The sequence below is a fragment of the Mesorhizobium sp. BR1-1-13 genome (assembly GCF_020165515.1).
In the GTDB taxonomy this organism is placed as follows: domain Bacteria; phylum Pseudomonadota; class Alphaproteobacteria; order Rhizobiales; family Rhizobiaceae; genus Mesorhizobium.
In genome coordinates this window covers 645,481-672,464 of the sequence record NZ_JAIUIH010000001.1, presented here as the reverse complement: position 1 = coordinate 672,464, position 26,984 = coordinate 645,481, and the positions used below count along the sequence as shown (strand labels likewise).

At 64.3% G+C, this 26,984-nt stretch carries 21 protein-coding genes, 1 tRNA gene and 1 pseudogene; 4 read left to right on the top strand and 19 right to left on the bottom strand.

The window, feature by feature from the left end; translation table 11 throughout:
• The first annotated feature begins 574 nt into the window (after positions 1 to 574).
• Positions 575 to 1,774, top strand: a complete 1,200-nt coding sequence (locus LB533_RS03340) for a DUF3775 domain-containing protein (RefSeq protein ID WP_224676645.1) — start codon at positions 575 to 577, stop codon at positions 1,772 to 1,774.
• On the opposite strand, the gene LB533_RS03335 is transcribed toward LB533_RS03340, so the two are convergent.
• Positions 1,769 to 2,521 carry a hypothetical protein gene (locus LB533_RS03335; RefSeq protein WP_224676644.1) on the bottom strand — a complete coding sequence of 251 codons (753 nt, stop codon included), beginning with the start codon at positions 2,519 to 2,521 and terminating at the stop codon, positions 1,769 to 1,771. The two genes, LB533_RS03340 and LB533_RS03335, sit on opposite strands and share 6 nt — an antisense overlap.
• A gap of 140 nt (positions 2,522 to 2,661) precedes the next feature.
• Positions 2,662 to 4,422, bottom strand: coding sequence for a recombinase family protein (locus LB533_RS03330; RefSeq protein WP_224676758.1), 1,761 nt, complete (start codon positions 4,420 to 4,422; stop codon positions 2,662 to 2,664).
• 146 nt (positions 4,423 to 4,568) lie between these two features.
• Between LB533_RS03330 and LB533_RS03325 the strand changes: the two are divergent.
• Positions 4,569 to 5,471 (top strand): annotated as a pseudogene (locus tag LB533_RS03325) (YifB family Mg chelatase-like AAA ATPase); the annotation flags it as partial.
• 55 nt (positions 5,472 to 5,526) lie between these two features.
• Here LB533_RS03325 and LB533_RS03320 read toward each other — a convergent pair.
• The 7 genes from LB533_RS03320 to LB533_RS03290 form a co-directional block, all read right to left on the bottom strand.
• Positions 5,527 to 7,698, bottom strand: a complete 2,172-nt coding sequence (locus tag LB533_RS03320) for a malate synthase G (protein ID WP_224676643.1) — start codon at positions 7,696 to 7,698, stop codon at positions 5,527 to 5,529.
• A gap of 379 nt (positions 7,699 to 8,077) precedes the next feature.
• Positions 8,078 to 10,117: a hydantoinase/oxoprolinase family protein gene (locus tag LB533_RS03315; protein ID WP_224676642.1), complete on the bottom strand. Its 2,040-nt coding sequence runs from the start codon at positions 10,115 to 10,117 to the stop codon at positions 8,078 to 8,080.
• Between the two features lie 147 nt (positions 10,118 to 10,264).
• The gene (locus tag LB533_RS03310; RefSeq protein ID WP_224676641.1) at positions 10,265 to 10,891 is read right to left on the bottom strand and encodes a CDGSH iron-sulfur domain-containing protein; all 627 of its coding nucleotides are present in this window, start codon (positions 10,889 to 10,891) and stop codon (positions 10,265 to 10,267) included.
• Positions 10,892 to 10,998: 107 nt separating this feature from the next.
• Positions 10,999 to 11,370 carry a hypothetical protein gene (locus tag LB533_RS03305; RefSeq protein ID WP_224676640.1) on the bottom strand — a complete coding sequence of 124 codons (372 nt, stop codon included), beginning with the start codon at positions 11,368 to 11,370 and terminating at the stop codon, positions 10,999 to 11,001.
• A 116-nt stretch (positions 11,371 to 11,486) separates the two neighbouring features.
• Positions 11,487 to 11,843, bottom strand: a complete 357-nt coding sequence (locus tag LB533_RS03300) for a hypothetical protein (protein ID WP_224676639.1) — start codon at positions 11,841 to 11,843, stop codon at positions 11,487 to 11,489.
• A 48-nt stretch (positions 11,844 to 11,891) separates the two neighbouring features.
• Positions 11,892 to 13,376, bottom strand: coding sequence for a pyridoxal phosphate-dependent decarboxylase family protein (locus LB533_RS03295; protein WP_224676638.1), 1,485 nt, complete (start codon positions 13,374 to 13,376; stop codon positions 11,892 to 11,894).
• Positions 13,377 to 13,389: 13 nt separating this feature from the next.
• Positions 13,390 to 14,478 carry a PLP-dependent cysteine synthase family protein gene (locus LB533_RS03290; protein WP_224676637.1) on the bottom strand — a complete coding sequence of 363 codons (1,089 nt, stop codon included), beginning with the start codon at positions 14,476 to 14,478 and terminating at the stop codon, positions 13,390 to 13,392.
• Between the two features lie 232 nt (positions 14,479 to 14,710).
• Here LB533_RS03290 and LB533_RS03285 point away from each other — a divergent pair, with 232 nt between their 5' ends.
• Positions 14,711 to 16,780 (top strand): transcriptional regulator, encoded by a 2,070-nt coding sequence (locus LB533_RS03285; RefSeq protein ID WP_224676636.1) that lies wholly within the window; start codon positions 14,711 to 14,713, stop codon positions 16,778 to 16,780.
• Between the two features lie 96 nt (positions 16,781 to 16,876).
• Complete coding sequence (locus LB533_RS03280) at positions 16,877 to 17,053, top strand: hypothetical protein (protein ID WP_181165187.1); 177 nt, start codon at positions 16,877 to 16,879, stop codon at positions 17,051 to 17,053.
• Positions 17,054 to 17,232: 179 nt separating this feature from the next.
• Here LB533_RS03280 and LB533_RS03275 read toward each other — a convergent pair.
• The 10 genes from LB533_RS03275 to LB533_RS03230 all read right to left on the bottom strand — a co-directional run bounded on the left by LB533_RS03275 (position 17,233) and on the right by LB533_RS03230 (position 26,757).
• Positions 17,233 to 17,317, bottom strand: a tRNA-Leu gene (locus LB533_RS03275).
• A gap of 133 nt (positions 17,318 to 17,450) precedes the next feature.
• Positions 17,451 to 18,071, bottom strand: a complete 621-nt coding sequence (locus LB533_RS03270) for a 2,3-bisphosphoglycerate-dependent phosphoglycerate mutase (RefSeq protein WP_224676635.1) — start codon at positions 18,069 to 18,071, stop codon at positions 17,451 to 17,453.
• A 49-nt stretch (positions 18,072 to 18,120) separates the two neighbouring features.
• A complete protein-coding gene (gene dapB, locus LB533_RS03265; RefSeq protein WP_140639404.1) occupies positions 18,121 to 18,963 on the bottom strand; it encodes a 4-hydroxy-tetrahydrodipicolinate reductase in 843 nt (280 codons plus the stop codon).
• Positions 18,960 to 20,831, bottom strand: a complete 1,872-nt coding sequence (locus LB533_RS03260; protein WP_224676634.1) for an ABC transporter ATP-binding protein — start codon at positions 20,829 to 20,831, stop codon at positions 18,960 to 18,962. Before LB533_RS03260 ends, dapB begins: the two co-directional genes overlap by 4 nt.
• A gap of 160 nt (positions 20,832 to 20,991) precedes the next feature.
• The gene (locus LB533_RS03255; RefSeq protein ID WP_140639406.1) at positions 20,992 to 22,017 is read right to left on the bottom strand and encodes a glucokinase; all 1,026 of its coding nucleotides are present in this window, start codon (positions 22,015 to 22,017) and stop codon (positions 20,992 to 20,994) included.
• 133 nt (positions 22,018 to 22,150) lie between these two features.
• Positions 22,151 to 22,741, bottom strand: coding sequence for a cation transporter (locus tag LB533_RS03250; protein ID WP_224676633.1), 591 nt, complete (start codon positions 22,739 to 22,741; stop codon positions 22,151 to 22,153).
• A gap of 47 nt (positions 22,742 to 22,788) precedes the next feature.
• On the bottom strand, positions 22,789 to 23,874 hold the full coding sequence (gene mepA / locus LB533_RS03245) for a penicillin-insensitive murein endopeptidase (protein ID WP_224676632.1): 1,086 nt from the start codon (positions 23,872 to 23,874) through the stop codon (positions 22,789 to 22,791).
• Positions 23,875 to 24,030: 156 nt separating this feature from the next.
• Positions 24,031 to 24,933: an SDR family oxidoreductase gene (locus LB533_RS03240; RefSeq protein ID WP_224676631.1), complete on the bottom strand. Its 903-nt coding sequence runs from the start codon at positions 24,931 to 24,933 to the stop codon at positions 24,031 to 24,033.
• Positions 24,930 to 26,084, bottom strand: a complete 1,155-nt coding sequence (gene queG / locus LB533_RS03235; RefSeq protein WP_224676630.1) for a tRNA epoxyqueuosine(34) reductase QueG — start codon at positions 26,082 to 26,084, stop codon at positions 24,930 to 24,932. The genes LB533_RS03240 and queG overlap by 4 nt, the downstream gene beginning before the upstream one ends.
• Positions 26,065 to 26,757 (bottom strand): glutathione S-transferase family protein, encoded by a 693-nt coding sequence (locus LB533_RS03230; RefSeq protein ID WP_140491712.1) that lies wholly within the window; start codon positions 26,755 to 26,757, stop codon positions 26,065 to 26,067. Before LB533_RS03230 ends, queG begins: the two co-directional genes overlap by 20 nt.
• Positions 26,758 to 26,984 lie beyond the last annotated feature (227 nt).

Below are 26,984 nucleotides of genomic sequence, written 5' to 3'. Positions count from 1 at the left end.
GGTTCAATCCGAATTCCATTCGGTCACCGGTCGGTAGGCACGACATGCATTTTTGCAGTCGGTCCCGACCGAGGGAAAATCATTGAAGTCCATTGTGCTGATTTCAGGCATGGTCGCTCATGGCAATTCGACGGGATTGCGACGATTGATCCACATTGTGCCGGTCCCTTCGTCGTTGATGTTGAGGTACTGCCTCGAATATGAGAGGCATCCAGCGCCAACGGTTCGATCTTGGTTATAAGGTGGAGAATGCGAAGGTTTCCGATCTCGTTGACCTGTTGAAGCGCACATATCGCATTCCCGACTCCAATGAGGGATCGGTTCAATGCTGAGGTCAAAGCCAAGAACTGGAACTGGATGGAGTTCGTTGGCGTCCGATGGTCAACAGCAGGACGTCGATGACGATGATTTTGACGATGACGAAGAGGGTGACGAAAATAGCGATTGAACCGGTGGGCACGATGGCTCAGCTAGTCAGTGCTTTACCCAGTTGGTGGTCGGGAAGTTAGGAAACGCTCATCCAGACCGCGTATTGATCCGTACGGCCGGCCCATGGAACAAGCTTCGAACTATCATGAATGAATTGTCCTCAGACCAATCGGATCCATTCTTTCAGCTGTCCGACGACAGTGACTGGAATGCGTGCATTGGCCCGCAGGGGAGTGAGGAGAACTACGTTGACGGCTATATCGAAGCGGCAATTGAGTTGGTCAATGCCGTTATCGACAAGGCTATGTATGACAAGCGCGACACGTTGGTGATGCCGATCCTTTATACAGCCCGGCATTCGATCGAGCTCGCCCTAAAGTTAGCCATCGGCGAACTTGTGAACATGCAGGTCATCTATCAGCCACATGCCAAAAACCACGATATACTTTCGCACTGTCAACTTCTTGACCGCTCGATGTTAGGCGACGCGACTCTTCGGCGAGTAGTAGCGGAAATAGAGCCCTTCATAAGTAGCCTATCGCAGGTCGATGATGACGGCCAAGGTTTGCGTTACCATGAGAACCAAGATGGACAGCAGAGCCTAGCCGACAAGCCGCTCGTAAATCTTCTGGTTGTTCGCGCAAGCCTAGACAAGTTGGCGGACCTCCTCAGGCAGCTAAAGTTTCGAATCTACGACCTCGCTTATGAAAGACCAACAGGGTCTTACACGCGCGATTGCTCTCGGCGGGACCTGTTCGAGATTGCCAAGATGCTTCCGCAAATCGGACAATGGAATAGCGGGCAGTTTGATGTGGCCAAGCGGGCTGTATGCGAGCAATTCGGTATAGGAAGCCGACAGTTTTCGGATGCCTTGAATGTCATCAAAACGAACCGTGAAATGAAGGCGCTGCTTGGTGAGGAGACTGCTCTCTATCACCTGTCGGATGACAACGTCTTGTTTGTTGCCGAGCAATGGCGTCTGCGGCATCGCCGTCGGGAAGGCGGCAGAAACTCTCTTGGATTCGACTATTCCGATCCCGAGCGCTTCGCTGAAATGGCGAAAGAATCGAGGTTTGCAGCGAGCCTGAACCAGAACGTCGTCGAAAAGCTATCCTCTGAGGAGGTTGCTGATCTTCAGACCATTTATTACATGGGCCGAGACAAGGTTTTCGCCGAGCATTATCAATCGGTTCTCGAGAGAACAGCCAAAACGCAGCGCTTGGCTAGCGATCCCGTTTTGAGCGTTAATCATCTTATGGAAAAGACCAATTTTTTAACCTCCCTTGCTGCTGGAATCCGACGGTTGGGTAGACCTTCCCTCGCTGAACGTGTTTCAGCCTTATAGCCGGCAGCGGAAAGGCAGCACCCTGAAATCGTCACCGACCAAAAGCTCTGGATTATTGTGCCCTATGAATTTCGCCATGTACGAAGTTGCACGACCCTCACCCGTCGAATTTCGATGGTCATGATCGAGAGCCTGGATATCCATCTCCCTGATGGAGAACCGTTCCTTGAAGGCTAAAAACCGTTGTTTGTCGGCGATAAGTTTTTGAAACCCCTCTCGAACTTCATCGGTGAAAGTCCAGATCGAATGGATATGTGGGTTTTCCAGCTCTCCCATCGATTTCCAATATCTCGACCCATTCATATCCAGGCAACCGATTGCCAATGGCTTCAGACGATCGAATGATGGTCGATGGTAATTCCGGCCTATCAGATGTCGGCATAGATGGTTGTACATGTCAGAGAACGTATCCAGCTGTGATTTCGCCATGGGGATGTCGATTGAGGCGGCATCTTCAAGCCGCTGATTGCGACGGCTGTGATCGAATGAGATCGTAATGAAGTACCCGTTCCGTTTCTTGAATGTTGAGACGGAATCGAACCTGCCTTTATGTTCTTCGATGAACTGATCGATCCTGTCGTCGAACCACGATGCATATTGGTGTGTGATGGTCGTTGGAGATGGATTTGAGACGGTTTGAAACATGAGGTTGATCTTTTCATAGGGATATAGACCCATCGAAAATCGATGGGAGAAATTGTTTTGGGTGGTTGAACTCGTGCGAGGATCGCCGTCGGCACGGCTCAAAAACCGATGTCGGTGGGAAAAAATGAAAAACTGAGAAAAGCTGTTCTGGAGGTTCTAAGGACGAAATGGCCGATGACGCGGCGCGGGGTATTTATGGCGATGTGATCAACTCGCTGTCGGCTTGGATAAAAAAACTGCCGTCACTGAGTCGACGCAGGCTCGTCGAAAAACCCACCCTTAGAGCCAAGCGGCATTCCGCGATCACTGCCGGAGATTGTGCCATCCTGGTCGACGATAACCTCTGCAATGAAGTCGGTTGGATCGTCGTTCTTCAAGACGACTCGCCGAGACACACCATCGGCCAAAACCACACTGAAGCTTCGATTGTAGCGCTGGGCCTGACGATTGGATTGTTCGATGATCTGTAGAATCTGGTTACGTTCATCGGGATCGATGTCCGCGGCATCTAGCAGGGCAATTGCCGCGTTCTGGCGAGGCTGCGAACCCTCAACCTCTAGGCTGAGACTCGTGACGATTTCACGGAGTCTTGCCGAAAGCATCGAGCGCTGTGAAAATGCCTCAGGGCCGTCCATCTGTTGAAGTTGATTGATCAACAGCTGCAATTCATCCGGTGAGATCGACTGCTGTTCGCGAATTTCCTGCCGTTGTCGATCGACCTCTGCGATTTGCTGTTCGACCCTAGCTAAATCGGCCTCGCATTCCCTCAACTTGGTGGTTAGGAACTCAACTGAAACCGCCCCATCGTTGATCAACGAGTATGTCCGTTCTCGCTTCAGCTCCAGTTCGCCCTTCTTTTCGGTCAACGCGATTGCACGTTCATCTAGGGCGAGCACTTCGGATTTCGCTGATGACGCCCGCAGAATTTCAACAAGATCGATCTCCTTGACGAACAGGAAGAACGATCTTTCGAAATCCTGGTAGCGCCAAGCCGTTGACACACAATCCAGGCCGCGCAACGCGTGACTACACTTCAGGTATGTCCCGCCTCCTGGCCCGACGCCCTTGTTCAGGAAATGCATCGGAGAGCCACAGTAGCCGCATGTCGCGAGATGGGTGAACAGGTTGCGCAGTGCTTCCCCCTTGCGTCCCCCACCTTCGATCCTGCGCTTCCCTCGGGCGAATTGGGCTCTCAGAAACAGGTCCTCATCGACAATTTGCGGATAGTAACCAGGAATCGGATCGCCAAACGGAATGCGTTTTCCGTTCTGCTTGGTGTGCGGTTGGAACTCGCCAATTACCGCCCGAGTCTGGAGAATTTTGGTGACATATGATTGCACCCATCCGGTCGACCTTCCGAAGGCAGGAACGCGCAGGTCATTCAAACGTCGCGTGATCACGAACGACCCTTGACCGCTGGCACTATCCTCAAAAATCCTGCTAACGACTTGCGCCCGGTCCTCGATAACCCGGAAATTTCTGCGGTCCTTCGAAAGCTCCAGCCACGCCGGACATAGGCCTGTCAGTTTCTTTTCGTTCACTGCTCTTCTTTTGGCGTCCCAGGCAGCGGAAAGCCGTTGGCTTTTCATCTCCGATTCTTCGTTCGCACGTGCCATCACGACGATCGACATAATCAGCTGCGCGAATTCGGCTTCGCCTGCTTTATAAACCTGGTTGTCGGACAGGGTGACGAGGTTGATTCCGTTCGACGTGATGTCGAAGAACAGAGAGACAGAGGCATTCAGTTTTTGGCGGGAAAGGCGGTCAAACGACTCGACTAGGAGGTACGAGCCCTTTGGTATCCGGCCTGCCTTCACCGCATCCAGGAATTTACCAAGGGCACCCGAAGACACGTTGTCCCCCTTGAATGCAGAAACACCGATATCCTCCAGCCTGAAGTCTTCTACCAGTTCGAGGCCATGCTCGTCGGCATACTGCTTCGACCTCTCAGTTTGCCGTCGCAAACTGTCGCCCTTTAGCTGGATGTCGGTGGACATGCGGATGTAGGAATAGGCGAGCGGCTTTGTCAGGCGAACCTCCGAATTGGAGATCGTAATATCCTACAATGATCCAAATTTCCAACCGCCTCGCTTGCCATTAATACGGCACATTATCTTGAGAACGTAGGCAATTAAATAATTTAATAACATACACTATCCTCATGGTCGGACCGCCGGGATCGGGAAAATCGATGCTGGCGCAGCGGCTGCCGTCGATCCTGCCGCCGCTGGCACCGAAGGAATTGCTCGAAGTGTCCATGATCGCCTCCGTCGCCGGCGAGCTTGGCGAAGGCAAGCTGACCGACCGGCGGCCGTTCCGCGCCCCGCATCATTCGGCCTCGATGGCGGCGATGATCGGCGGCGGCATCCGGGCGCGGCCGGGCGAAGTGTCGCTTGCGCACCACGGCGTGCTGTTCCTCGACGAGTTCCCCGAATTCACGCCGCAGACGCTCGACGCGCTGCGCCAGCCGCTTGAGACCGGCGACTGCATGATCGCGCGCGCCAACCACCGCGTCACCTATCCGGCCCGCATCCAGCTTGTGGCGGCGATGAACCCCTGCCGCTGCGGCATGGCCGGCGAGCCCGGCTATCGCTGCCTGCGCGGCGAGCGCTGCCGCACCGACTACCAGGCGCGCATCTCGGGCCCGCTGCTCGACCGCATCGATCTCAGGATCGAGGTGCCGGCGGTCTCGGCCAGCGACCTGATCCGGCCCGACCGTGCGGAGAAGAGTGCCGACGTGGCGCTGCGCGTGGCACGCGCCCGCGCCATCCAGCGCGAGCGGTTCGAGGGGCTCGGCGTCACCAGCGCCACCACCAACGCGCATTGCGCGCCGGCGGTGATCGAGGAGATCGCCATGCCCGATGCGGCCGGCCTGTCGCTGCTCAGGGATGCCAGCGAAAAGCTCGCCTTCTCGGCGCGTGCCTATCACCGCGTGCTGAAGGTCGCGAGAACACTGGCCGATCTCGACGCCAGCGAGACCGTCGGCCGCATTCACTTAGCCGAAGCGATCTCCTACCGGATGAGTTCGGAGCGGGTGGCGCAGGCGGCGTAGTTCGCGCTGCCTCGAGAGGAGGGGAATGGAACGCCGCCGGCTTCAAGTCCCCGCTTCAGGCCGCTCCCTTTGCCTTCAGTTCCAGCCGCCGCGCGTGCAGCACCGGCTCGGTGTAGCCGTTGGGCTGGATGCGGCCCTTGAAGACGAGGTCGCAGGCGGCCTGGAAGGCGACGGAGCCGTGGAAATCGGCGGCCATCGGCCGGTAGAGCGGGTCGCCTTGGTTCTGCTGGTCGACGATATCAGCCATGCGCCTCATCGTTTCCATCACCTGGTCGGCCGTACAGACGCCATGGTGCAGCCAGTTGGCGATGTGTTGCGAGGAGATGCGCAGCGTGGCGCGGTCCTCCATCAGGCCGACATCGTTGATATCGGGCACTTTCGAGCAGCCGACGCCCTGGTCGATCCAGCGCACGACATAGCCCAGAATGCCTTGCGCATTGTTGTCGAGTTCCGCCTGGATATCGGCCGGCGACCAGTTGGGCCGCACCGCGACGGGCACCGACAGGATATCGTCGAGCTTGGCCTTCGGCCGGCTCTTCAGCGCCGCCTGGACGGCGTGGACATCGACCTTGTGGTAGTGCGTGGCGTGGAGCGTCGCCGCGGTCGGCGACGGCACCCAGGCGGTGTTGGCGCCGGCCTTGGGGTGGGCGATCTTCTCGGTGAGCATCGCCGCCATCAAATCCGGCATCGCCCACATGCCCTTGCCGATCTGGGCATGGCCGGCAAGCCCGCATTCCAGCCCGGTGTCGACATTCCAGGCCTCGTAGGCGGAAATCCAGGCGGCCTGCTTCATGTCGCCCTTGCGGATCATCGGGCCGGCTTCCATCGAGGTGTGGATCTCGTCGCCCGTGCGGTCGAGGAAGCCTGTGTTGATGAACACGACGCGCTCCCTGGCGGCGCGGATCGCCTCCTTGAGGTTGACGGTGGTGCGCCGCTCCTCGTCCATGATGCCCATCTTGAGGGTATTTTTGGCCATACCGAGCAAGGCCTCGACGCGATCAAAGATCTCGACGGCGAAGGCGACTTCCTCGGGCCCGTGCATCTTGGGTTTCACGACATACATCGAGCCCGCGCGGGAATTGGCGCGCCGGCCGTTCGGCCCGACGTCGTGCAGCGCGACCAGCGCGGTCATCGCGGTGTCCATGATGCCTTCCGGCACCTCGTTGCCGTCGCGGTCCATTATCGCCGGATTGGTCATGAGGTGGCCGACATTCCTGACCAGCATCAGCGAGCGGCCGGGCAGCGTCACCGTGCCGCCATTGGGCGAGGTATAGGACCGATCGGGGTTGAGCTTGCGGACGAAGGTCCGGCCGCCCTTGGTGATCTCTTCGGCCAGGTCGCCCTTCATCAAGCCGAGCCAGTTGCGGTAGACGACGACCTTGTCCTGCGCATCCACCGCCGCGACCGAATCCTCGCAGTCCTGGATGGTGGTCAGCGCCGATTCCAGGATGATGTCGGCGATGCCGGCCGGATCGGTACGGCCGATCTGGTTGTCGCGGTCGATCAGGATCTCGATATGCAGGCCGTTGCTGACCAGCAGCACGGCTTGCGGGTTGGCGGCATCGCCGCGATAGCCGACGAACTGCCTGACATCGGCAAGCGTGGTCGAGCCGGCGCCGGCGCTGAGCCGCAGCGCGCCATTGGCCAGCGAAAGGCCGTTGACGCCGGCCCATTTGCCCGAGGTGAGCGGCGCCGACTGGTCGAGGAAATCCTTCGCCCAAGCGACGACTTTCGCACCACGCGCGGGGTTGAATCCCTTGCCCTTCCCGGCGCCGTCGGTCTCGGGAATTGCGTCGGTGCCGTAAAGCGCATCATAGAGCGAGCCCCAGCGGGCATTGGCGGCGTTGAGCGCATAGCGCGCATTCATCACCGGCACCACAAGCTGCGGCCCGGCGACGACGGCGATCTCGGGATCGACCTTTTCGGTCGTCACCGAGAAGGCCGGGCCTTCGGGGACGAGATAGCCGATCTCCTTCAGGAAGGTTTTGTAGGCTTCCATGTCGACCGGCGCGCCATTGGCGCGATACCAGTCATCGAGCTTTTCCTGGATAGCGTCGCGCTTTGCCAGCAGTGCCCGGTTCTTCGGAGCGAGATCGTGGACGATGGCCGAAAAGCCGTTCCAGAATTTATCCGGATCGATGCCGGTGCCCGGAGCGGCCTCGTTGGCAACGAAGTCATGAAGTTCGCGGGCGATCCGCAATCCGGCGATTTCGACGCGATCGGTCATCAGGCTGCTCCAGATGAAAGGCTTTCGCGGGCCTTTGGCATGTTGGGAGTGCAGGGTCAATTCAGCTTAGGGTGAGGCAAGGCAAGGAATCCGGGTTAACGGTCCCTTCGGAGCCTTCGTCGGCGCGCTGTTGATGGAGTAGTGGACGGAAAACCCGCCTGTGCGGCGGGTCCCTGGCGCAACTCAGCACCATAACTAGATATCTACCATAGTTGCCTTCACCCTGTCAAGAAAAAATTCCTATTATCAGAAAACTGGCACTGCCGGATTGGCGATCGTCAGGTCTTTGTTACCCGAGTTCTGAGCCCTGGGTGGAGGGCGTCTTTCATCGCCGGTGACGCTGCCGATCTTCCCCTCGTGGGAGAGATCGCTCACAGACTCACACCGCGATCCGTGGCCTGCCCGAAGCCACCGCCACCACATGCGCCTCGATGAACATACGCTGGGCTTCGACGGTGGAGACGCGGAATTCGGTCGCGACATCGATTTCGGCGCTGTCGGTGCCGGCATCCCTGGCGCGCTGCGCCGCGATGCTGCGTACATCGGCCTCGGCGGCCGCGATCGCCGCCGCCTCGTCGAGGAAATCGCGCACGGTTTCGCCCGAGGCAAGACGGAACAGACCTTCCTTGGGCTGGCTGACGCGCGCCTCCGCCGATACCCGGACCTGGCCGACAACGGCGCCGAGCGCGTTGGCGACATCGGTGTCATCAGGCACCACGCAGTCATTGCCGACCAATGGCGGGAGTCCGGCATAGTGCAGCGGCGCCGAGGCACCGAGGCCGATCACCGGCCGGTCGAGCGCGACGCTCAGGCGCGCAATGCCGGGATGCGCGTCGACGGCGCGCTGCACCAGCGCATGCGCCACGGTGGCCGCGCCGTCGAGCCCGTCCTCGGCGAAGGCGGTTTCGAGGATATATTCGGCCGACCAGCGCGTCAGCGCCGCCAGCACGCGCTCCGAGATCGCCTCGGGAGAGGCCGCGATCGCCTGGCCGCGGCCGTCGCGCTTGCGCGCGAACAGCTCTGCGCCGAGGCGGGCGGCGGCGGCATCCCAGTTCGCCTGCTTGCCAAGCACATGCGCCGCATCCGACGGCGTGAACCCTGAAATGTGCACCAGCCCGCGCGACACCAGGCGGTTCAAGGTGGCGTTCTGGGCATTCGAGGTCAAAAGCCTGTCGAGGGGCAAGGGCAGTGCGCCGATCGCTTCGTAGAGCCTTGCTTCCGGAGCGGTCAGCCCGGCGGCAAGACGGTCGGGCACGCCGGTGCGCACCGCGAAACGGCCGTCCATGCGGCCGGTGTTCGGCGCGCGCAGCTGGCGCTCGAGTTCCGCCAAAACGGCCTCGCGATGCACCATGCCGGCCAGCGCCAGCGGCACCAGCCGGCGCGGTCCGAGCAGGAGCCTGGGGTTGAGAGCGCCGTCTTCCAACGCCACTTCGGAATCGCCGCCGAGGCCGAAGGTGCGCATGGCGACGGCCTCGACCATGGTGCGGAAGCCGCCGACGGTGGCGCCTTCCGGATCGAGCCGCGGCCGTCCCTTGTCGAGCACGGCAACGTCGGTGGTGGTGCCGCCGATGTCGGAAACCACCGCGTTTTCCAATCCGGTCATGTGGTGCGCGCCGACCAGGCTGGCGGCCGGGCCGGACAAAATGGTCTCGATCGGCCGCTGGCGGGCGAACGCCGCCGACACCAGCGCGCCGTCGCCGCGCACCACCATCAGGGGCGCCGCGATGCCGCGCGCCTCGAGAAAGCTCTCGGTCGCCGCCACCAACCGGTCGATCATCGAGATCAGCCGGGCGTTGAGCAGCGTCGTCAGCGCCCGGCGCGGGCCGCCGAGCTTGGCCGACAATTCATGGCTTGCGGTGACCGGCAGGCCGGTTTTCTCCCGGATCAGCTCGCGGGCGGCGATCTCGTGCGCCGGGTTGCGGGTGGCGAAATAGGCGCAGACGGCAAAGCCCGAGACCGAGCCGCCGAGTTCGGACAGCGCCGCCTCGAGGCCGGACAGGTCGAGCTTGGCGGTATTGCCGTGCACATCGTGGCCGCCAGGGCAGAACACGACCGGATCGGTGCCCAATGCCGCCTTCAGCCCATCGCGGGCAAGGTCCGCCTCGGAAAAGCCGATCATGATCAGTGCGACGCGGCCGCCCTGGCCCTCGACCAGCGCGTTGGTGGCAAGCGTCGTCGACATGGAGACAAGCTTGATGGCGGCCGGATCGGTGACCGCTTTTTCCAGAACCGCGTCGACGGCGCCGGAAATGCCGACGGCGAGATCGTGCCTGGTGGTCAGAGCCTTGGCCTTGGCCAGCACCTTTCCCTTGTTCGGCCCGCTCTGCGGGCCTTCGGTTTCGGACCATAGCACGGCATCAGTGTAGGTGCCGCCGGTGTCGATGCCGAGGAAAAGAGGTTTTGGCTTGGTCTTGGTCATTTCTGATGATGGCCCGGCTGGCGAATTTATTCTGGCTCAGCCCTTAGCCGATGCATGGCTGACGATAAAGCCGCGAGCACTGGGCCACGGTAGAGTTCGATCTCCCCACGAGGGGGAGATTGGCAGCTTCATCGGCAGCGTCGGCGACTACCCTACGAACCCGACCTTCTTATGCGACCCATCGCAATACGGCTTGTTCGCCGAATGGCCGCAGCGGCACAGGAAGGCGCGTTGCGTGCGGTCGACCGTGTGGCCGGTGCCGGTGACGATTTCCATATTGCCGTCGAGCTTGAGCGGCCCATCTTTGGTTGGCGTAACCTTGAGTGGCCCCTCGCGCGCGTCCAGCGCCGGCGTGTCCTTCAGCGCCGGCTCGCCGGTGGCGGCAAAACCTGATTTGCTGTGGCTGCCGTCGCAGAACGGCTTGTTCTGCGACGCGCCGCAGCGGCAGAGCGTGGCGCGGTGGAACGTCTCGCCGTCGAGCATAATCTCGGCGTGGACAGCCAGCGGGCCGTTTTCCCTGATGCGCACGGTGTTGACCACCGGCGGGCTTTCCTGCGGCCCGCCATCCTTCCTGACATAGGTGATGGCGCCTGACGGGCAGCTTTCGGCAATGGCGACGATCTTCTCGACGCTGGCCGCGTCGGGATGGATCCACTCTCCCGGCGCGTTCGGCACGAAGACATGCGGATCGCCCAGCACGCAATTGCGCGAATGGATGCAGCGCCGGCCGGCAAAGCCGACATCTATCTTCTCGCCCTCGACCGGACCTGCCATCGCCTTGCTCCTGTTGCCTGACGCACGCTGCCTGGATGCGGCGTGCTTTGGGTGCTGTCCTTGCAGGCTATGCCCCAGGCAGGAAAAGCGTCAAGCTGGCAAGCCGGTCAGGGAACCAGTTCGATCTCCTCGGTCTCGCCGCCGCTGCAGGTATAGCAGCAATCGTCGCATTTTTCCTTGTCGCCGGGGCCGACGCCCCAATAGGTACCTTCGTCGCCGTCGACCCAGGCGCCGTAGCAGATCAATTCGCCCTCGTTGCAAGAGACCGGCAGCTGCCTGGTCTCGCCATCGTCGAGGTAGAAATCCTTGCCGTTGCCCGGCCACACATAGTCGCGGTCCTGGCTGTAGAGCTCGAGGCGCATGGCATTGGGATGGCTGTTCTTGATGGCGAAGGTGACGTCGCCGGCATGGGCCGACGGTACCAGCAGCATGGCAAGAGACAGCGCGGCCAGCGAACGGCGCGCATAGGCGTAGAACATGGTATCCCCGAAAAAATAAACGGCCCGCCCGGCCGCCCTGCGGGCATTGCACGGGGCGAGCGATCGCTAAAGGGGTCGACCGCGACAATCCCGGACTAATTTTGGGGCGATTGGCGCTACTCGACCAGGTCGACGGTCTCGGTCGAATGGTCCACGCAGATGAAACAGCAATCGTCGCAGGGCCGGTCGTTGTCCGGCCCGACGCCGGCCGAGATGGCGTCGTTGCCGTTGACCCACGCGCCGTAGCAGATGCGTTCGCCCTCATTGCACGAAATCGGCACCGATTTGCGTGAGCCGGGATCGATCAGGAACACCTTGTCGTCGCCCGGCCAGACCGTTTCGCGGTCGCGGCTGAACAGTTCGACCGCAACGGCCTGCCCGCGCTGGTTCTTGATGAAGAAAGTCATGTCGGCCGCCCCGGCCGAGGTGGTGAAGACCAATGCCGCGACAGCGGCCGTGCGAAAGAGCGTCACGATTGGACCTTTCGAATCATGCCGGCAGAATCGCATGGCCGCCGCGAACTAGGAAGCCGCCTCCGCCGCGATCTGGCGTCCCAGCCGCAGCGTTTCCCGCACCAGCAGGTGAAGATCGTCGCGCCGGGTCCGGTGGTTGGTGATCGCCACGCGCAGGCAATGCTGGCCTTGCACCGTCGTGTCCGACAGTGCCGCGATGCCTTGTTCCTGCAAACGCAGCATGATCTCCGTGTTGAACCGCTTAAGCTCCTCGCCGGACGCCCCGGCAAGCCGATGCCGGAAGCAGACGATGTTGATCGTGGTCGGCGCCATCAGCACCAGCGACGGCTCGGCCTCGATCAGTCCGGCGAGATAGGCCGCTTGCGCGATGTTCTGATCGATCAGGCGGCCGAATTTGTCGACGCCATGCTCCTTCAGCGCCATCCATATTTTGAGTGCGCGAAAGCCGCGCGACGTCTGCAAGCCGTAGTCGTGCAGCCATTCGCCGGAGGCGAGACCACGCGGCGTCGATTCCAGATATTCGGGCGTCACGGCGAAGGTACGGCGATGCGCGACGGCGTCCCTGACCAGGGCGCAGCCGGCCTCGAACGGCGCGTGCAGCCATTTGTGCGGATCGAGCGCGATCGAATCGGCCCATTCGACGCCGGCGACGCGATGGGCGTTCTGCGGAGCGATGGCGACCAGGGCGCCGATGCAGCCATCGACATGGAACCAGAGCTCTTCCTCATGCGCCAGTTTGGCAAGCGCCCGCAGGTCGTCGATCGCTCCGGTATTGACGGTGCCGGCGTTGCCGATGACGCAGGCCGGCTTGAAGCCCGCCTGGCGATCCTCGGCAATTGCCGCCCGCAAGGCAGCGATGTCGATGCGCAGCCCGGCATCGGTCGGTATTCGCCGCAAGGCCCGGTTGCCGAGGCCGAGCGCCTCCATGGCTTTGCGGTGACAGGAATGGAGCTGGTCCGAGCCATAATAGCGCAGGGGCTTCTCGATGGCGGCAACGCCGTGCTCGCGCACGTCGATGCCGGCCTTGACGTTGCGCGCCACCGTCAGCCCGATCATGTTGGCCATCGAACCGCCGCTGACCAGCGTGCCGCTGGCCGAGACGGGAAACCCCAGCATTTGCTTGCACCAGTTGACGACCTGGCAGTCCATCAGCCCGGCGGCATGGTTGCCGCCGCCGAGGTTGGAACCCTGGATCGCCGCCAGGAAATCGCCGAGCGCGCCGGTGAAGTTGCTCGAGCCCATGTACCAGGCCCAGAAGCGAGGATGGATGTTGCCCATCGGGTATGACATCACGGTGCGGGAGACCTCGCCGTAGACGGCGGCCAGCCGCGCCGGCGTTCGCGGCAGGGGTGCGGCGAAGACCTCCCTCACGTCAGCCGGCACGTCCCGCCAGACCGGACGGTCGCGCACGTCGCGCAGATAGTCGACGGCATCGTCGACGACCCGGTGCGACAGGACCTGCACATCGGCCCAGTCCAGGGGGTCAAGCGTCTCCTCGGCCACAGTGGCAAGGGTTTCCTGCGCGATGTCCATGACAGCCTCCCCGTCATGCCGCCGGGAACTGGCAGCCGGGCGTCGAGCGCGACAGCGCCATCTCGTCGGCGTCCATCTCGGCATCGATGCCGTCGAACAGCGGCGTCGTCATGTAGCGTTCGCCGGTGTCGGGCAGCATGCACAGGATCACCGATCCGGCCGGCGCGTTCTGCGCGACCTGCCGCGCCACGGCGAAGGTGGCGCCGCCGGAAATGCCGGTGAAGATGCCTTCCTTCTGCGCCAGCGCCTTGGCCCATTTGATGCCTTCGGGCCCGGCGATCGGCATCACCTCGTCATAGAGACCGGCGTCGACCGCTTCCTGCAGCACGTCGGGGATGAAATCAGGCGTCCAGCCCTGGATCGGATGCGGCTCGAAGGCCGGGTGGCTGGCGGCGGGCGCCCCGTCGGCACCGCGCTGCTGCGCCTTGCCGCTGCCGATGAGCTGGGCGTTGGCCGGCTCGGACAGGATGATGCGGACATCCGGCCGCTCACGGCGCAGCACGCGCGCCACGCCGACGACGGTCCCGCCAGTGCCGTAGCCGGTGACGAAGCAATCGAGCCGCGAGCCGGCGAAATCATTGATGATCTCGCGCGCCGTCGTCGCCTCGTGGATGGCGGCGTTGGCCTTGGTTTCGAACTGTCGCGCCAGGAACCAGCCATTGGCCTCGGCCAGCTCTACGGCCTTCTTGTACATGCCGAAACCCTTTTCGGCGCGCGGCGTCAGCACCACCTTGGCACCCAGCATGCGCATCAGCTTGCGGCGCTCGACGGAAAAGCTGTCAGCCATGGTGACGACCAGCGGATAGGCTTTCTGCGCGCAGACCATGGCGAGCCCGATGCCGGTGTTGCCGCTGGTGGCCTCGACGATTGTCTGGCCCGGCTTCAACGCGCCGCTGCGCTCGCCCTCCTCGATGATGTTGAGCGCCAGCCGGTCCTTCACCGAGGCAGCCGGGTTGAAGAACTCGGCCTTGACGTAGATCGTCGCGTGGGCCGGGCCGAGATTGTTGATGCGGATGACCGGCGTGTCGCCGACCGTGTCCAAAATGCTGTCGAACAGGCGGCCGCGGCCGGCCGTGGTTCTGATTCTTGCTTGCTGCAACATATCTGGTCTCCTCGTCTGTGTTGGTGCCTTGCGGTCACGGGCCGGTTACAAACCGGCGGCTTGGGCGGCGAGGTTTCGAGACCTTGCCGCGCTACGGTCGCTCGACGTGCCGGCAATGCGGTTGCCCGCACCCCGGCGCGCAACTCGCAACCGGGTGCGTTCATGCCGCGTTCGGTGATAAAACGAGGGCCGACCGGCCAACGTGGGAGGAAGCGTGGGAGCAAGCGTGGAAATGCACGTGGAATCCGCTCGACCGAGCCTGGATCGCGGCAAGCCCGCCCTTGCCGTGCGCCTGCTCGGCCCGTTTGCGGTCGTGCGCGACGGCGTGCGGGCCGAATTGCCGGCATCGCGCAAGCTGCGCGCGCTGCTTGCCTATCTGGCGCTGGCGCCGCATCCGGTAGGACGCGCTCGGCTGTGCGAGCTCTTGTGGGATGTTCCGAACGATCCCAGGGGCGAGTTGCGTTGGTGCCTCAGCAAGCTTCGCGCCGTCCTCGACGAGCCGGGGCACCGTCGGGTCGAGACACAGGACGACACGGTCGCATTGCGCCTCGACGGCTGTTTCGTCGACGCGCTGGAGGTTAGCGCCGCCGCCGCGCAAGGGATCGCCTCGCTCGACGCCGAGCGCCTGCGGTCACTGTCGGAGCTGTTCGCCGGCGACTTTCTCGACGGTCTGGAGCTCGACCGCAGTCCGTTTTTCGAGAGCTGGCTGATCGCGCAGCGCCGCCGCTTCCAGTCGTGTCACGCCGCCGTTCTGGAGCACCTGGTCGCGGCGCTTCCGCCCGGTTCCGAAGCGGCAGCCGCCGGTCTCGACCGGTGGGTGGAGCTGGCGCCGTTCGACGGCCGCGCGCATCTGGCGCTGCTCACGCATCTGGCCGGGCGCGGCGCCATCGGCGCGGCCGAGCAGCATCTGACGGCGACGGCGCAATTGTTCCAATCGGAAGGGCTGGACTTCGGACCGGTGCGCGCGGCCTGGCAGGCGCTGCGCGACAAGCCGGTTGTAGATCAGCCGGTTGTAGATCGGCCGGCTGTAGATCGGCCCGCGGTAGACCGGCTTTCGGCGCAGCCCGTCGGCATCGCGGCATCGCCGCCGTCGCCCGCTCGGGCGGGCGTGGAGCCCAGCCACGCCTCGCTGGCGGTGATGCCGTTCGTCGAGGCCGCCGGCCCTTGCGGCACGCGCGGCGGGATCGCCGACGGCCTGACCCATGACATCATCACGCGTCTGGCCAAGCTCAGGGATTTCTTCGTCATCGCGCGCGGCTCTGTCTTCGCGCTCGCCGAGAAAAACATCGCGCCGCAGGAAGCGGGGCTCAAGCTGAATGTGGACTATGTCGCCACCGGCACGGTGCGCACCCTGGCCGGCCGCGTCGTCATCGCCGTCGAGCTCATCGAGGTTCGCACGGCCAGGATCGTCTGGGCCGAGAGCTTCGAGCGCCGGGCCGACGACCTCTTCGGCGTGCTCGACGATATCGGCAACGCGATCGTCTCCTCGATCTCGGCCGAGATCGAGACGGTCGAGCGCAACCGCGCGATGCTGAAGGCGCCCAACTCGCTCAATGCCTGGGAAGCCTATCACCGCGGCCTTTGGCATATGTACCGCTTCACCCAGCCGGAAAACGAGTTGGCGCAGCACTTCTTCGGCGTGGCGACGGCGCTCGACCCGACCTTCGCCCGCGCCCATGCCGGCCTGTCCTTCACCCATTGGCAAAGCGCTTTCCAGCGCTGGGGCGACCGCGACCACGAAAGCGCGCTGGCCTACGAGACAGCGGGGCACAGTCTCCTGGTCGACGAACAGAACCCTGCCGCGCACTGGGCGATGGGCCGGGCGCTATGGTTGCGCGGCGAACAGGACGGGTCGCTCTTCGAATTGGAACGGGCAGTGGAGCTCAGCCCCAATTTCGCGCTTGGCCACTATGCGCTGTCCTTCGTCCACTCGCAGTCCGGCGATCCGCAGGCGGCGATCGGCTCCTCCGACCATTCGCGCCATCTCAGCCCCTTCGACCCGCTGCTGTTCGGCATGCTGGGCGCGCGCGCCATGGCGCATGTGCGGCTCGGCCAGTTCGAGGAAGCGGCCGAATGGGCGCTGAAGGCGGCGGCGCGGCCCAATGCCCACGCCATAATCCTGGCGATCGCTGCACACTGCCTGGCGCTGGCCGGCCGGCTCGACGAGGCACGTAATTTCGCCGCAGCCATCCGCAAGGCGCTGCCGGACTACCGCGCCGACGATTTCATCGGCACGTTCCGGTTCGAAGCAGATGCCGAGGCATTGTTCCGGCAAGGCGCAAAGCGGATCGGATTGAACTGAATCCGCGCAATTTCCGTCGATTAACGATTTCGGAAGTGGTTGTTTAACCGTTCGTCGCTATGTCACCGCCCGGAGGGGCATGACAGAGAGTGTATGATGAGCGACAGCCCTGACAAGCGCAATGAATGGCGCGCCATTCTTTACGTGCAAGCCCGCGTGGCGGTTCTTTTCGTCCCGGTCGTCGCCAGCCTGCTGATCATAGCCGCACTTGCCGGCAACGACCGCAAATCCGTCCCAGCCGTCGACCGGACGGTAACGGGATCGGTGCGATAAGGGCACGGTCATCGACAGCGCACGTTTCCCGAGAGGCGTGCGCATGATGTCGGGCAAGTCCCTGCGGCTTTCCCTTGGCAGGAATGACCATGCGAGCGATCGTGCACCCAACAAAAAAGCCCGGACGAGCCGGGCTTTTGTTGGGTCTCCGAACCTTCGAACGGTTCGAAACGGGAAAATGGTGCCCAGAAGAGGACTCGAACCTCCACTCCTTGCGGAACACGGACCTGAACCGTGCGCGTCTACCAATTCCGCCATCTGGGCTGGTGCGGGCTCAATAAGCGGGCAAGCGGTGTGTGTCAACGCGGTTTTTGGAACATGATCCCGAAAGGTGGGCTTTCACAAAAAGATCATGCCCGGCCAGAGCCGGAGCCTCTGACTGCCGGCCCCGGACCGGTCAGCCTTCCAGCACTTCCTTCGAGGCCACGGTGGAATCGGCGTTGAGCGTGTAGATGACCGGCACGCCGGTGCCGAGCTCCAGCTTGACGATCTCCTCGCCCGACTTGCCGTCCAGCGCCATGATCAGCGCCCGCAGCGAATTTCCGTGCGCGGCCACCAGCACCGTGCCGCCGCGCAGCACATGAGGCTGGAGGTCGTGCAGGTAATAAGGCCAGACGCGGGCGCCGGTGTCCTTCAGGCTCTCGCCGCCGGGGGGCGGCACGTCGTAGGAGCGGCGCCAGACATGCACCTGCTCCTCGCCCCATTTCTTGCGCGCGTCGTCCTTGTTGAGGCCGGAGAGGTCGCCATAGTCGCGCTCGTTCAGCGCCTGGTCGCGGACGGTTTTCAGGTCGCTCTGGCCGACGGCGTCGAGGATGTGCTGGCAGGTTTTTTGCGCCCGGATCAGCGCCGAGGTGAAGGCGATGTCGAACTTCAGTCCGCGTGCCTTGAGCTTCTGGCCGGCCGCCTTGGCCTCGGCGTGGCCCTGTTCGGTCAGGTCGACGTCGCGCCAGCCGGTGAACAGGTTCTTCAAATTCCATTCGCTCTGGCCATGGCGCACGAGCACGAGGGTTCTCGACATTTTTGCTCCTCTGGGATCTGCATGGGGATGAAAACGGTCCAGGGTCGTTTCAGGCAAGCCCGAGCACGTCCCGCATCGAGTAAAGGCCGGGCTTCCTGCCATGCGCCCACAGGGCTGCCTTGACGGCGCCGCGGGCGAAGATGGTGCGGTCCTCGGCATGGTGGGCGAGCGTGATGCGTTCGCCGGTGCCGGCCAGGATGACGCTGTGGTCGCCGACCACCGAGCCGCCGCGCAGGGTTGCGAAGCCGATCGAGCCCGGCTTGCGCACGCCGGTGTGGCCGTCGCGGACGCGCACATCGTTGCCGGCAAGCGGCACGCCACGCCCTGCGGCGGCGGCTTCGCCCAGCAGCAGAGCGGTGCCGGACGGCGCGTCGACCTTGTGCCTGTGATGCATTTCGAGAATCTCGATGTCGAAGTCCCCGGCGTCGAGCGCGCGCGCGGCCTGTTCGACCAGTACCGCCAGGAGATTGACGCCGAGGCTCATATTGCCCGACTTGACGATCGTCGCATGGCGCGCCGCGGCGGCGATCCTGGCATTGTCGTCGGCCGAGCAGCCGGTCGTGCCGATGACATGGACGATGCGCGCCTGCGCCGCATAGCCGGCGAATTCGACGGTCGCAGCCGGGGCGGTGAAATCGAGCACACCGTCCGCCCCGGCGAAGGCCGGCAGCGGATCGTCCGATATCGGCACGTTGATGATGCCGATGCCGGCAAGCTCGCCCGCATCCTTGCCGAGATAGGGCGATCCCTGCCGCTCGATCGCGCCGGCGACGCGTGCGCCCGGCATTGCGTGGATGGCGCGGATCAGCGTCTGGCCCATGCGGCCGGCGGCGCCCACCACCACCAGGCCCATATCGCCCGCGGGTCTGTCGGCTGTCGGCGTTTCACTCATCTCGCGCTCCCGGCGACGCCCTGCGTCTCGATAGTTTCCGTCGGCCCTGGCGCCGGAGTTTGGATCGGCGCGCCGTCATCGACAAGCCCCAGGCCCTTCCTGCCCTGCACCCGGTGGAAGCGGGAATAGACGCTGTGCGGGTCGGCCATCAGCGAGGCATGGGTGCCCTGTTCGACCAGATGACCCTGTTCCAGCACGATGATGTGGTCGGCATTGACCACCGTCGACAGCCGGTGGGCGATGACGATGGTGGTGCGCCCCTCCATGACATGGGTCAGCGCTTCCTGGACCTTGGCTTCCGCCTCATTGTCGAGCGCCGAGGTCGCCTCGTCGAGCAGCAGGATCGGCGCCTGGCGGACGATGGCGCGGGCGATCGATACACGCTGGCGCTGGCCGCCCGACAGCGACGCGCCGTTTTCGCCGACGGGCGTGTCGTAGCCCAGCGGCTGCTGGCGGATGAAGCCGTCGGCCTGGGCCAGCCGCGCGGCCTGCTCGATCTCGGTGTCGGTGGCGGAGAGCCGGCCATAGCGGATGTTGTCGCGGATGGTGCCTTCGAACAGATAGGGCTGCTGCGAAACATAGGCGATGGAGCTGCGCAGCGACTGCTTGGTGATCTTCGAAATGTCCTGGCCGTCGATCTCGATCGTGCCCGCCTCGACGTCGTAGAACCGCTGCAGCAGCGCCACCAGCGTCGTCTTGCCGGCGCCGGAGGAGCCGACGATGGCGGTCATCTTGCCGGCGGCGGCGACGAAGCTGAGGTCCTGGAGGACCGGTGCCTCCTCGACATAGCGGAAGCTCACATTGTTGAAGCGCACTTCGCCCGTGGTGAAATTCGCCTCGGCGGCTCCCGGCGCGTCGCCCTGCTGCGGTTCGAGATCGAGGATTTCGTAGATCATGCGCGCATTGACCAGCGCCCGCTCCATGCCGACCTGCATGCGCGCCAGCCGCCTTGCCGGGTCGTAGGCCAGCATCAGCGCGGTGATGAAGGAGAAGACGGCGCCCGGCGGCTGCCCGAGGACGAGCGCACGATAGCCGGAATAAGCGATGACGCCAGTGACGGCGAGACCGGCCAGCATGTCGGAAATCGGCGACAGCCGTTCCGAAACCCGGGCGATCTTGTTGCCGCGGTGCTCGGCGCTGTTGGCGAGCTGGCTGATGCGCCGCGACAGCTCGTCCTCCATGGTGAAGGCCTTGACGATGGCGATGCCTTGCGTGGCTTCCTGCATGGCGCCGATCAGCCGCGAGTTGATCTGCACCGATTCGCGGGTGATGCGACGCACCCGGCGCATCAGATAGACAACGGTGTAGATGAGCGGCGGCCCGATCACCAGCGAGCTGAGCGACAGGACCGGATCCTGGTAGATCATGACGCCGAGCAGCCCGAACAGCGTCACCCCGTCGCGCGCGATCGACGTCAGCGTCATCGACAGCAGGTCGCGAATGCCGTTGACGTTTTCGTTGACCTGCGCCGCCAGCCGGCCCGATCTCGTGTCGTTGAAGAAACCGACGCCGAGCTTCATCAGGTGGTCGAAGATGCGGCGCTGGTAGCGGGCAACCAGATTGTTGCCGACGGTAGCCAGCGTCACCGCCTGGCCGTAGCCGGCGAACCCGCGCACGAGAAAGGCGCCCATGATGCCGGCGCAAATCCACACGATCAGATCGCCGCGCCGCTCGTAGAAGATCTGGTTGACGACCGGGCTCATGATCCAGGCGGTGAAGGCTGTCGTGGCGGACACCGCCAGCAGGCAGGCGCCGGCAAAGATGTAGGACCACAAATAGTCGCGGCCGTTCTCGGCGATGATACGGCGCAGCACCGCCCAGACCTCGCCAGGGGTGGCTTTCTGCTTATGTGGAGCCTGGAGTGTCAAATCGGGAGCGCTTCGTGGTTTCCGCTTGGTGGGACCGGGCTGCACACGGCATCCCTTCTGGCGCCCCTCTTAACGCCAAGCGGCCGGCTTGCCTATGCCCGCGGCTGATTAACTTCGTCGCGGGCACCGGACCGACGCCTGGTCCGTCATGCGGCCCAGCCTAGGCCTGCCAGCGGCGGCCGGCGGTCTGGACGCCGAACAGCGAAGGGTTCCTGGCATAGGCGGCGAGGCCCAGAAGGGCCGCCAGCGGATGGGTGATGACGTAGACGGGCAAGGTGCGCATCAATTCGCTGTGCGGGGCCTTGTCCTCGAAGGCGGCGCGGAAATTGCCCTGTTTCAGCGCCGGCACGATCTTCTGCGCGATGCCACCGGTGAGAAAGACGCCGCCGCGGCTCATGAACACCAAGGCGAGATCGCCGGCGGTGCGCCCTAGGCAGGTGACGAAGATCTCCAGCGCTTCTTGCGCAACCGGATCGGTCCTGGCAAGCGCCGCTGCGGTGATCTCGGCCGGCGTGGTGAAGGGCGATGGGTTGCCGTCGGCCTTGGCCACCGCCCGGTAGACGTTGACCAGGCCGCGTCCGCTCAGGATCTGCTCGCCCGAAATGCGGCCCTCGAGCTTCTCGATATGCGGGAAAACCTCGAAATCTCTGGCAGTGCGCGGGCCGATGTCCATATGGCCGCCCTCGCCGGGCACCGGGATCCAGTGGCGCAGCGCGTGCACCAGCCCGGCGACGCCGAGCCCGGTTCCCGGGCCGAGCACCACGCGGCCGGCATCGGGCTCCGGCGCGCCGCCGCCGATCTTTTCCATGTGCTCTTCGCCGAGCGCCACGACGGCCAGCGCCTGCGCCTCGAAATCGTTGAGCACGACGATGTCGCTGAGGCCGAGGCTGGCGAACATCTGCCGGGGCTTGACGATCCACGGGCAATTGGTGAGCTCGATCTCGTCGCCGTCGACCGGGCCGGCCACCGCCAGCACCGCCGAATTGGGGCGGACCGAGGAGCGGTCGAGCACCGCCGCCTGGATCGCCTCGTCTATGGTGTTGTAACTGGCTGTCTGGACGATCGCCGGCTCGCCGGCTTCCGAATTGGCGTCGAGCACGACCGAGAAGCGCGCATTGGTGCCGCCGATGTCGCCGATCAGGATCGGGAACCGCAGCGCCGTGTCGTCGTCGCCTGTGTTTGGCATGCTTTGTCGTCCGTCCCCGGCGCCCGACGGCCCATTGCCGTTCTCCCGTTGACTAGCGCATGAGTTTGAAAAGGGAAACGGTTTTCGAAACCGATGGTGCGCACGACCGATTTATGAGCTCGAACGGCCGCGACTAGGCTGCCGCCTTGTGCTCCTCGCGGGCAGCGGACCAGACCTCGCGGGCCGCATCGGCGTTCATGGCGGCAATTCCCAAGCCGACAATCAGGTCGGGCCACGCAGAATGCCAGATCGCGGCGGTGACAAGGCCCGCGGCGATTATGGCGACGTTGGCAAAGGCGTCGTTCCGCGCGGAGAGGAACGCGGCCTTTGTCAGGCTGCCGCTGTGATGGCGGAAGCGCGCCAGCATGAACGCGCAAGTCAGGTTCACGGCCAGGGCCCCGGCGCCCGCAAGCGACAGCGGCAGCGGCGACGGCGCGACCGGCAGGTTGAACTTGGCCCAAGCCGTCCAGAGCGTCGCCAACGCGGGCACCAGAAGAATCGCCGCCAGAGCCATGCCGACCCTTGCGCGGCTGCGTGCGTCCCAGCCCAGGGCAACGAGAATAAGCAGATTGAGCGAGGCATCTTCCAGGAAATCGACGCTGTCCGCGAACAGCGACACGGAGCCGATCGCAGATGCCACGGCGAATTCGACGATGAAGTAGCCCAGGTTCAGAAGGGCTACCCACCGGACGACGCGGCGAAGGCCTGTATCCTGCGTTTGCAATGCGGGCCCTCCTGCTCGCGGGAGACGGGGTTGTCAGATATGACCAGTCAGTTTCCCGGCCGTGGCCGCGGCAACGGCACGCCGATCTCGGGGGTCGCCGTGAAAGCGTTCAGCGAGGCCGGCAGGACGTTGGCGCCGCCGGTGGCGGCTGCCGGCTCCGCCGGCGCTTCAGGTTCCGGCGCGGCGACCGCGACCGGCACGGCGTCGCCGTGATAGGTGGCGGCCTCGACCGATCCCGGCCCCGGCGCGTCGAGCACGGCGCGGCATTCTCTCGGCAGGTTCGCCATCGTCATCAGATCGCGCGCCTTGGGCGCGTCCGGGTTCTTGTTGGGTCGCCACGGCTCCTCGGTAAACCACCAGGCCAGCGGCTTGCCGCAGCCATCGTCGGCCGGGGTCGCTTCCTGCGCCTTGCAGTTGGGCGAGCCCGGCTGGCAGCTGATGCGCATATGGAAATGATAGTCGTGGCCCCAGAACGGCCTGATCTTGCGCAGCCAGGAGCGGTCGCCCCTGACGGTGTCGCAGAGCTTCTTCTTGATGCCGGGGTTGACCAGGATGCGCTCGACCTCGGGATAGCTCGCCGCGCGCTTCAAAAGCCGCGTATGCGCGGGCGTCCACAGCGCGTCCTTCACCAGATGCGTCTTTTCGTCGACCATCAAGGTGGCGCTCATCGTCTCGCGCTGCGCCCTCGACAGCGGCCGGCGGGGCATCGGCGTCAGCCAGATGTCGGCATCGAGCCCGATCTGGTGCGAGGCATGGCCTGATAGCATCGGGCCGCCGCGCGGCTGCGCGATGTCGCCGATCAAAAGGCCCGGCCAGCCGTCGGCGACGGCATCGCGCGACAGTTTCTCGACCAGCGCGATCATCGCCGGATGGCCCCAGCGGCGATTGCGCGACGGCCGCATCACCTGCCAGGCCGGGCCGTCCATGGGGATGGCGACGCCGCCGGCAAAGCAGCCCTTGGAGTAGAAGCCGAAGGATTGCGGCGCGGTCGCCGCCGGCAGTCTCTCGGCGCCGAACAGGTCCTTTGCCCGTTCCTCGGCCATTGCCGGCCGCGCGGCGAGACTTGTGAGGGCGAGCAGGCCAAAAGCCGCCGCCAGCCGTGAACGCTTGCCGAGCCGCATCGCTGTCTCCATGAACCCCCGCCGCAAACCCAAGCCCGAATCATAGCACGCAATGGACGTTGCTTCGATCGCCGGAGCGGTTCCGTTTTTCACAAACCGGTCAACCGCCCTGTTTTCTTTTCCGACGCATTCCGGACCGAAACCGTGTCACGTGTTTCCCGGCATGCGTCAGCGTTTCATCGGGCTGCGCGGCGCGCCGTCGCGCCAGTCGCCGCTTGCCCACATATGGTCGAAGGCGGCGCGGTAGTCCGGGAAGCGGAACCGGTAGCCCGTCGCCTTGAGCGCCGCATTGGCGACGCGCTTGTTCTCGCCATAGAAGGACCGCGCCATGGGCGAAAGTTGGGCGGCCTCGAAGGGAATTTCGGGCGGCGGTGTGACGCCCATCAGTGCGGCGGCATAGGCCACGACGTCCTGCGGCGGCGCCGGCTCATCGTCGGTGACGTTGAAAATGCCGCCTTTGTTGCTCCCGATGAGGTGCCACAGTGCGCCGGCTATGTCGTCGCAATGGATGCGGTTGAACACCTGGCCGGGCTTGACCAGCCGCCGCGCGGTGCCGTTTTCCAGATTGAGCAAGGCGTTGCGGCCGGGGCCGTAGATGCCGGAGAGCCGCAGCACCGCCACCGGCCGGCCGATCTCGCGGCCAAGCCGCAGCCAGTCCTGCTCGGCCGTCACCCGCATCACCGAGCGTTTCGAGACCGGCCGGCATTGCGCCGTCTCGTCGACCCAGGCGCCGCCATGGTCGCCATAGACGCCGACGGTGGAGAGATAGCCGATCCATTCGAGCGCGGGCATCCGCACGATCGCCGCGCGGGCGGCATTCAGCACGGGATCGCCGGCCTCCTCGGGCGCGATCGAGATCACCAGATGGGTCGTTGTTGCCAGCGCATCGCCGATTTCGTCGGTCAGCGCGCCATCGAACAGCAGCGGCGCGATGCCGGCCTGGCGGAGCGCCCCGAATTTCTCCGCGGAGCGCGTCGTGCCGCGAACCGTCGTGGCAGGATCGCTATTGGCGCGCGCAAAAGCCTTGCCCGAATAGCCGGCGCCGAAGATGAATATCCGCTTTTCACTCATGCAGGCGCCCTGGCTGGAACCGGCCGCGCCCATTCCTCACGCACGGCCGCGTCGCTCTCGGTTTGCAGACCGGCTGCGGCGCGTTTGCGATATTCGGCCTCGGGCACCAGCCGCGCCAGCGCCCATATTGCCGCGCCCCGCACCAGCGGCGAGGCGTCGGCGAGCAAGGCGCGCACGGCGCCGGCAAGCGCGGCATCGCGGGAATTGCCGGCGGCGATCAGCACGTTGCGGACAAAGCGGTCGCGGCCGATGCGCTTGACCGGTGAGCCGGAAAACAAGGCGCGAAAGGCCGCGTCGTCCAGCCGCAGAAGATCGGCCAGCGCCGGCTCGCGTAGATCCTCGCGCGCGGCGAGCTTGGCCTCGGACGCCACCTTGGCGAACTTGTTCCACGGGCAGGCGGCGAGGCAGTCGTCGCAGCCATAGATGCGGTTGCCGATCGCCTCGCGGAATTCATGCGGGATCGGCTCCTTGTTCTCGATGGTGAGATAGGAGATGCAGCGCCGCGCATCGAGCCGGTAGGGCGCCGGGAAGGCGTCGGTCGGGCAGGCGTCGAGGCAGGCGCGGCAGGAGCCGCAATGGTCCTCCTCCGGCAGGTCGGGGACCAGTTCGGCGGTGGTGAAGATGGTGCCGAGGAACAGCCAGGAACCGTGCTGCCGGCTGACCAGATTGGTGTGCTTGCCTTGCCAGCCGAGTCCGGCGGCCTCGGCCAGCGGCTTTTCCATGACGGGCGCGGTATCGACGAAGACTTTGACGTCACCTCCCGCCCGCGCCACGATCTTGCCGGCGATTTCCTTCAGCCGGCCCTTCATCACGTCGTGATAGTCGCGGTTTTGCGCATAGACCGAGATCGCGCCCCGGTCGCGCCTGGCCAACAGGTCGCGCGGATCGCGGTCCGGCCCGTAATTCATCGCCAGCACGACGATCGAACGCACCTGCGGCCACAGGCTCAACGGCTCACTGCGGCGTTGCAGCGTCTCGGCGATCCAACCCATGGAACCATGGAACCCGTCCGCCACGAAGGCGGCGAGCCGGGCCGGCGCCAGCGGGATCGCATCGGGGGTGGTGACGGCGACCGCCTCGAAGCCGGCGCTACGCGCCTGCGCGTCGATCAGCGCGCGCAGTTTCGCGGCGTCAGAAGTCGAGGTCCGCATAATGCGACACCGGCGACAGGCCGCGCACCCGGTCGGTCAACAGCGGCCGGAACGAAGGCCGCGACTTGACCCGCGTGTACCATTCGCGCGCGGCAGTGTGCTCGCGCCAGTCGATCTCGCCTAGATAGTCGAGCACCGAAAGGGTGGCGGCGGCGGCAAGGTCGGCATAGGTGACCCTCGAGCCGGCCAGCCAGTGGCGGGTGCCGGCCAGCCAGTTGGTGTATTTCATGTGCTGGCGGATGTTGGCCCGCGCCGCGCGGATGGCGGCCGAATCGGGCGAGCCGCCGCCGGCGGTTTCCGGCATGACCGGCTTCAGCACGCGCTCGCGTACCAGATGCCGGGTGACCTCGCTCTCGGCCTTGTGGAGATACCAGTCGGTCAGCCGGCGGATCTCGGCGCGCTGCATCGGGTCCTCGGCGAACAGGCGCTTGTCGCGCTTCAGGACGCCGCGCGTCTCGTCGAGATATTCCGAGATGACCGTGGCGCCGACGATCGGCACGTCGCCCTCGGCCAAAAGGATCGGCAGCGTGCCGGCCGGGTTCAGCGCCAGGAACTCCTTGCGCCGCGTCCACGGCTTCTCCTCGATCAGCGCCAGCTCCTCGCCATACTCGCCGAAAGCGAGGCGCACGAACCGGCAGGAGGCGAACATGGGATGATGGAAAAGCGTCAGCATGGTTCCGCGATGATAAAGCGCACTGGTGGTTTGGATTTGAAGTTCCTGTCCCCTCGACGGCATCCGCGTTCAGGAACTTCAAATTCAAACCACACCAGAACTTGAAGTTGGCAGTGTGGCTCAAAATCCGGAATTCGCGCATCGCGCTCCTCCCGGGTGTGGCGAATTCCGGATTGCCACACTGGCGAATCGCCCGGCGCACCGGTAAGTCTTGGCCGCCCGGTAAG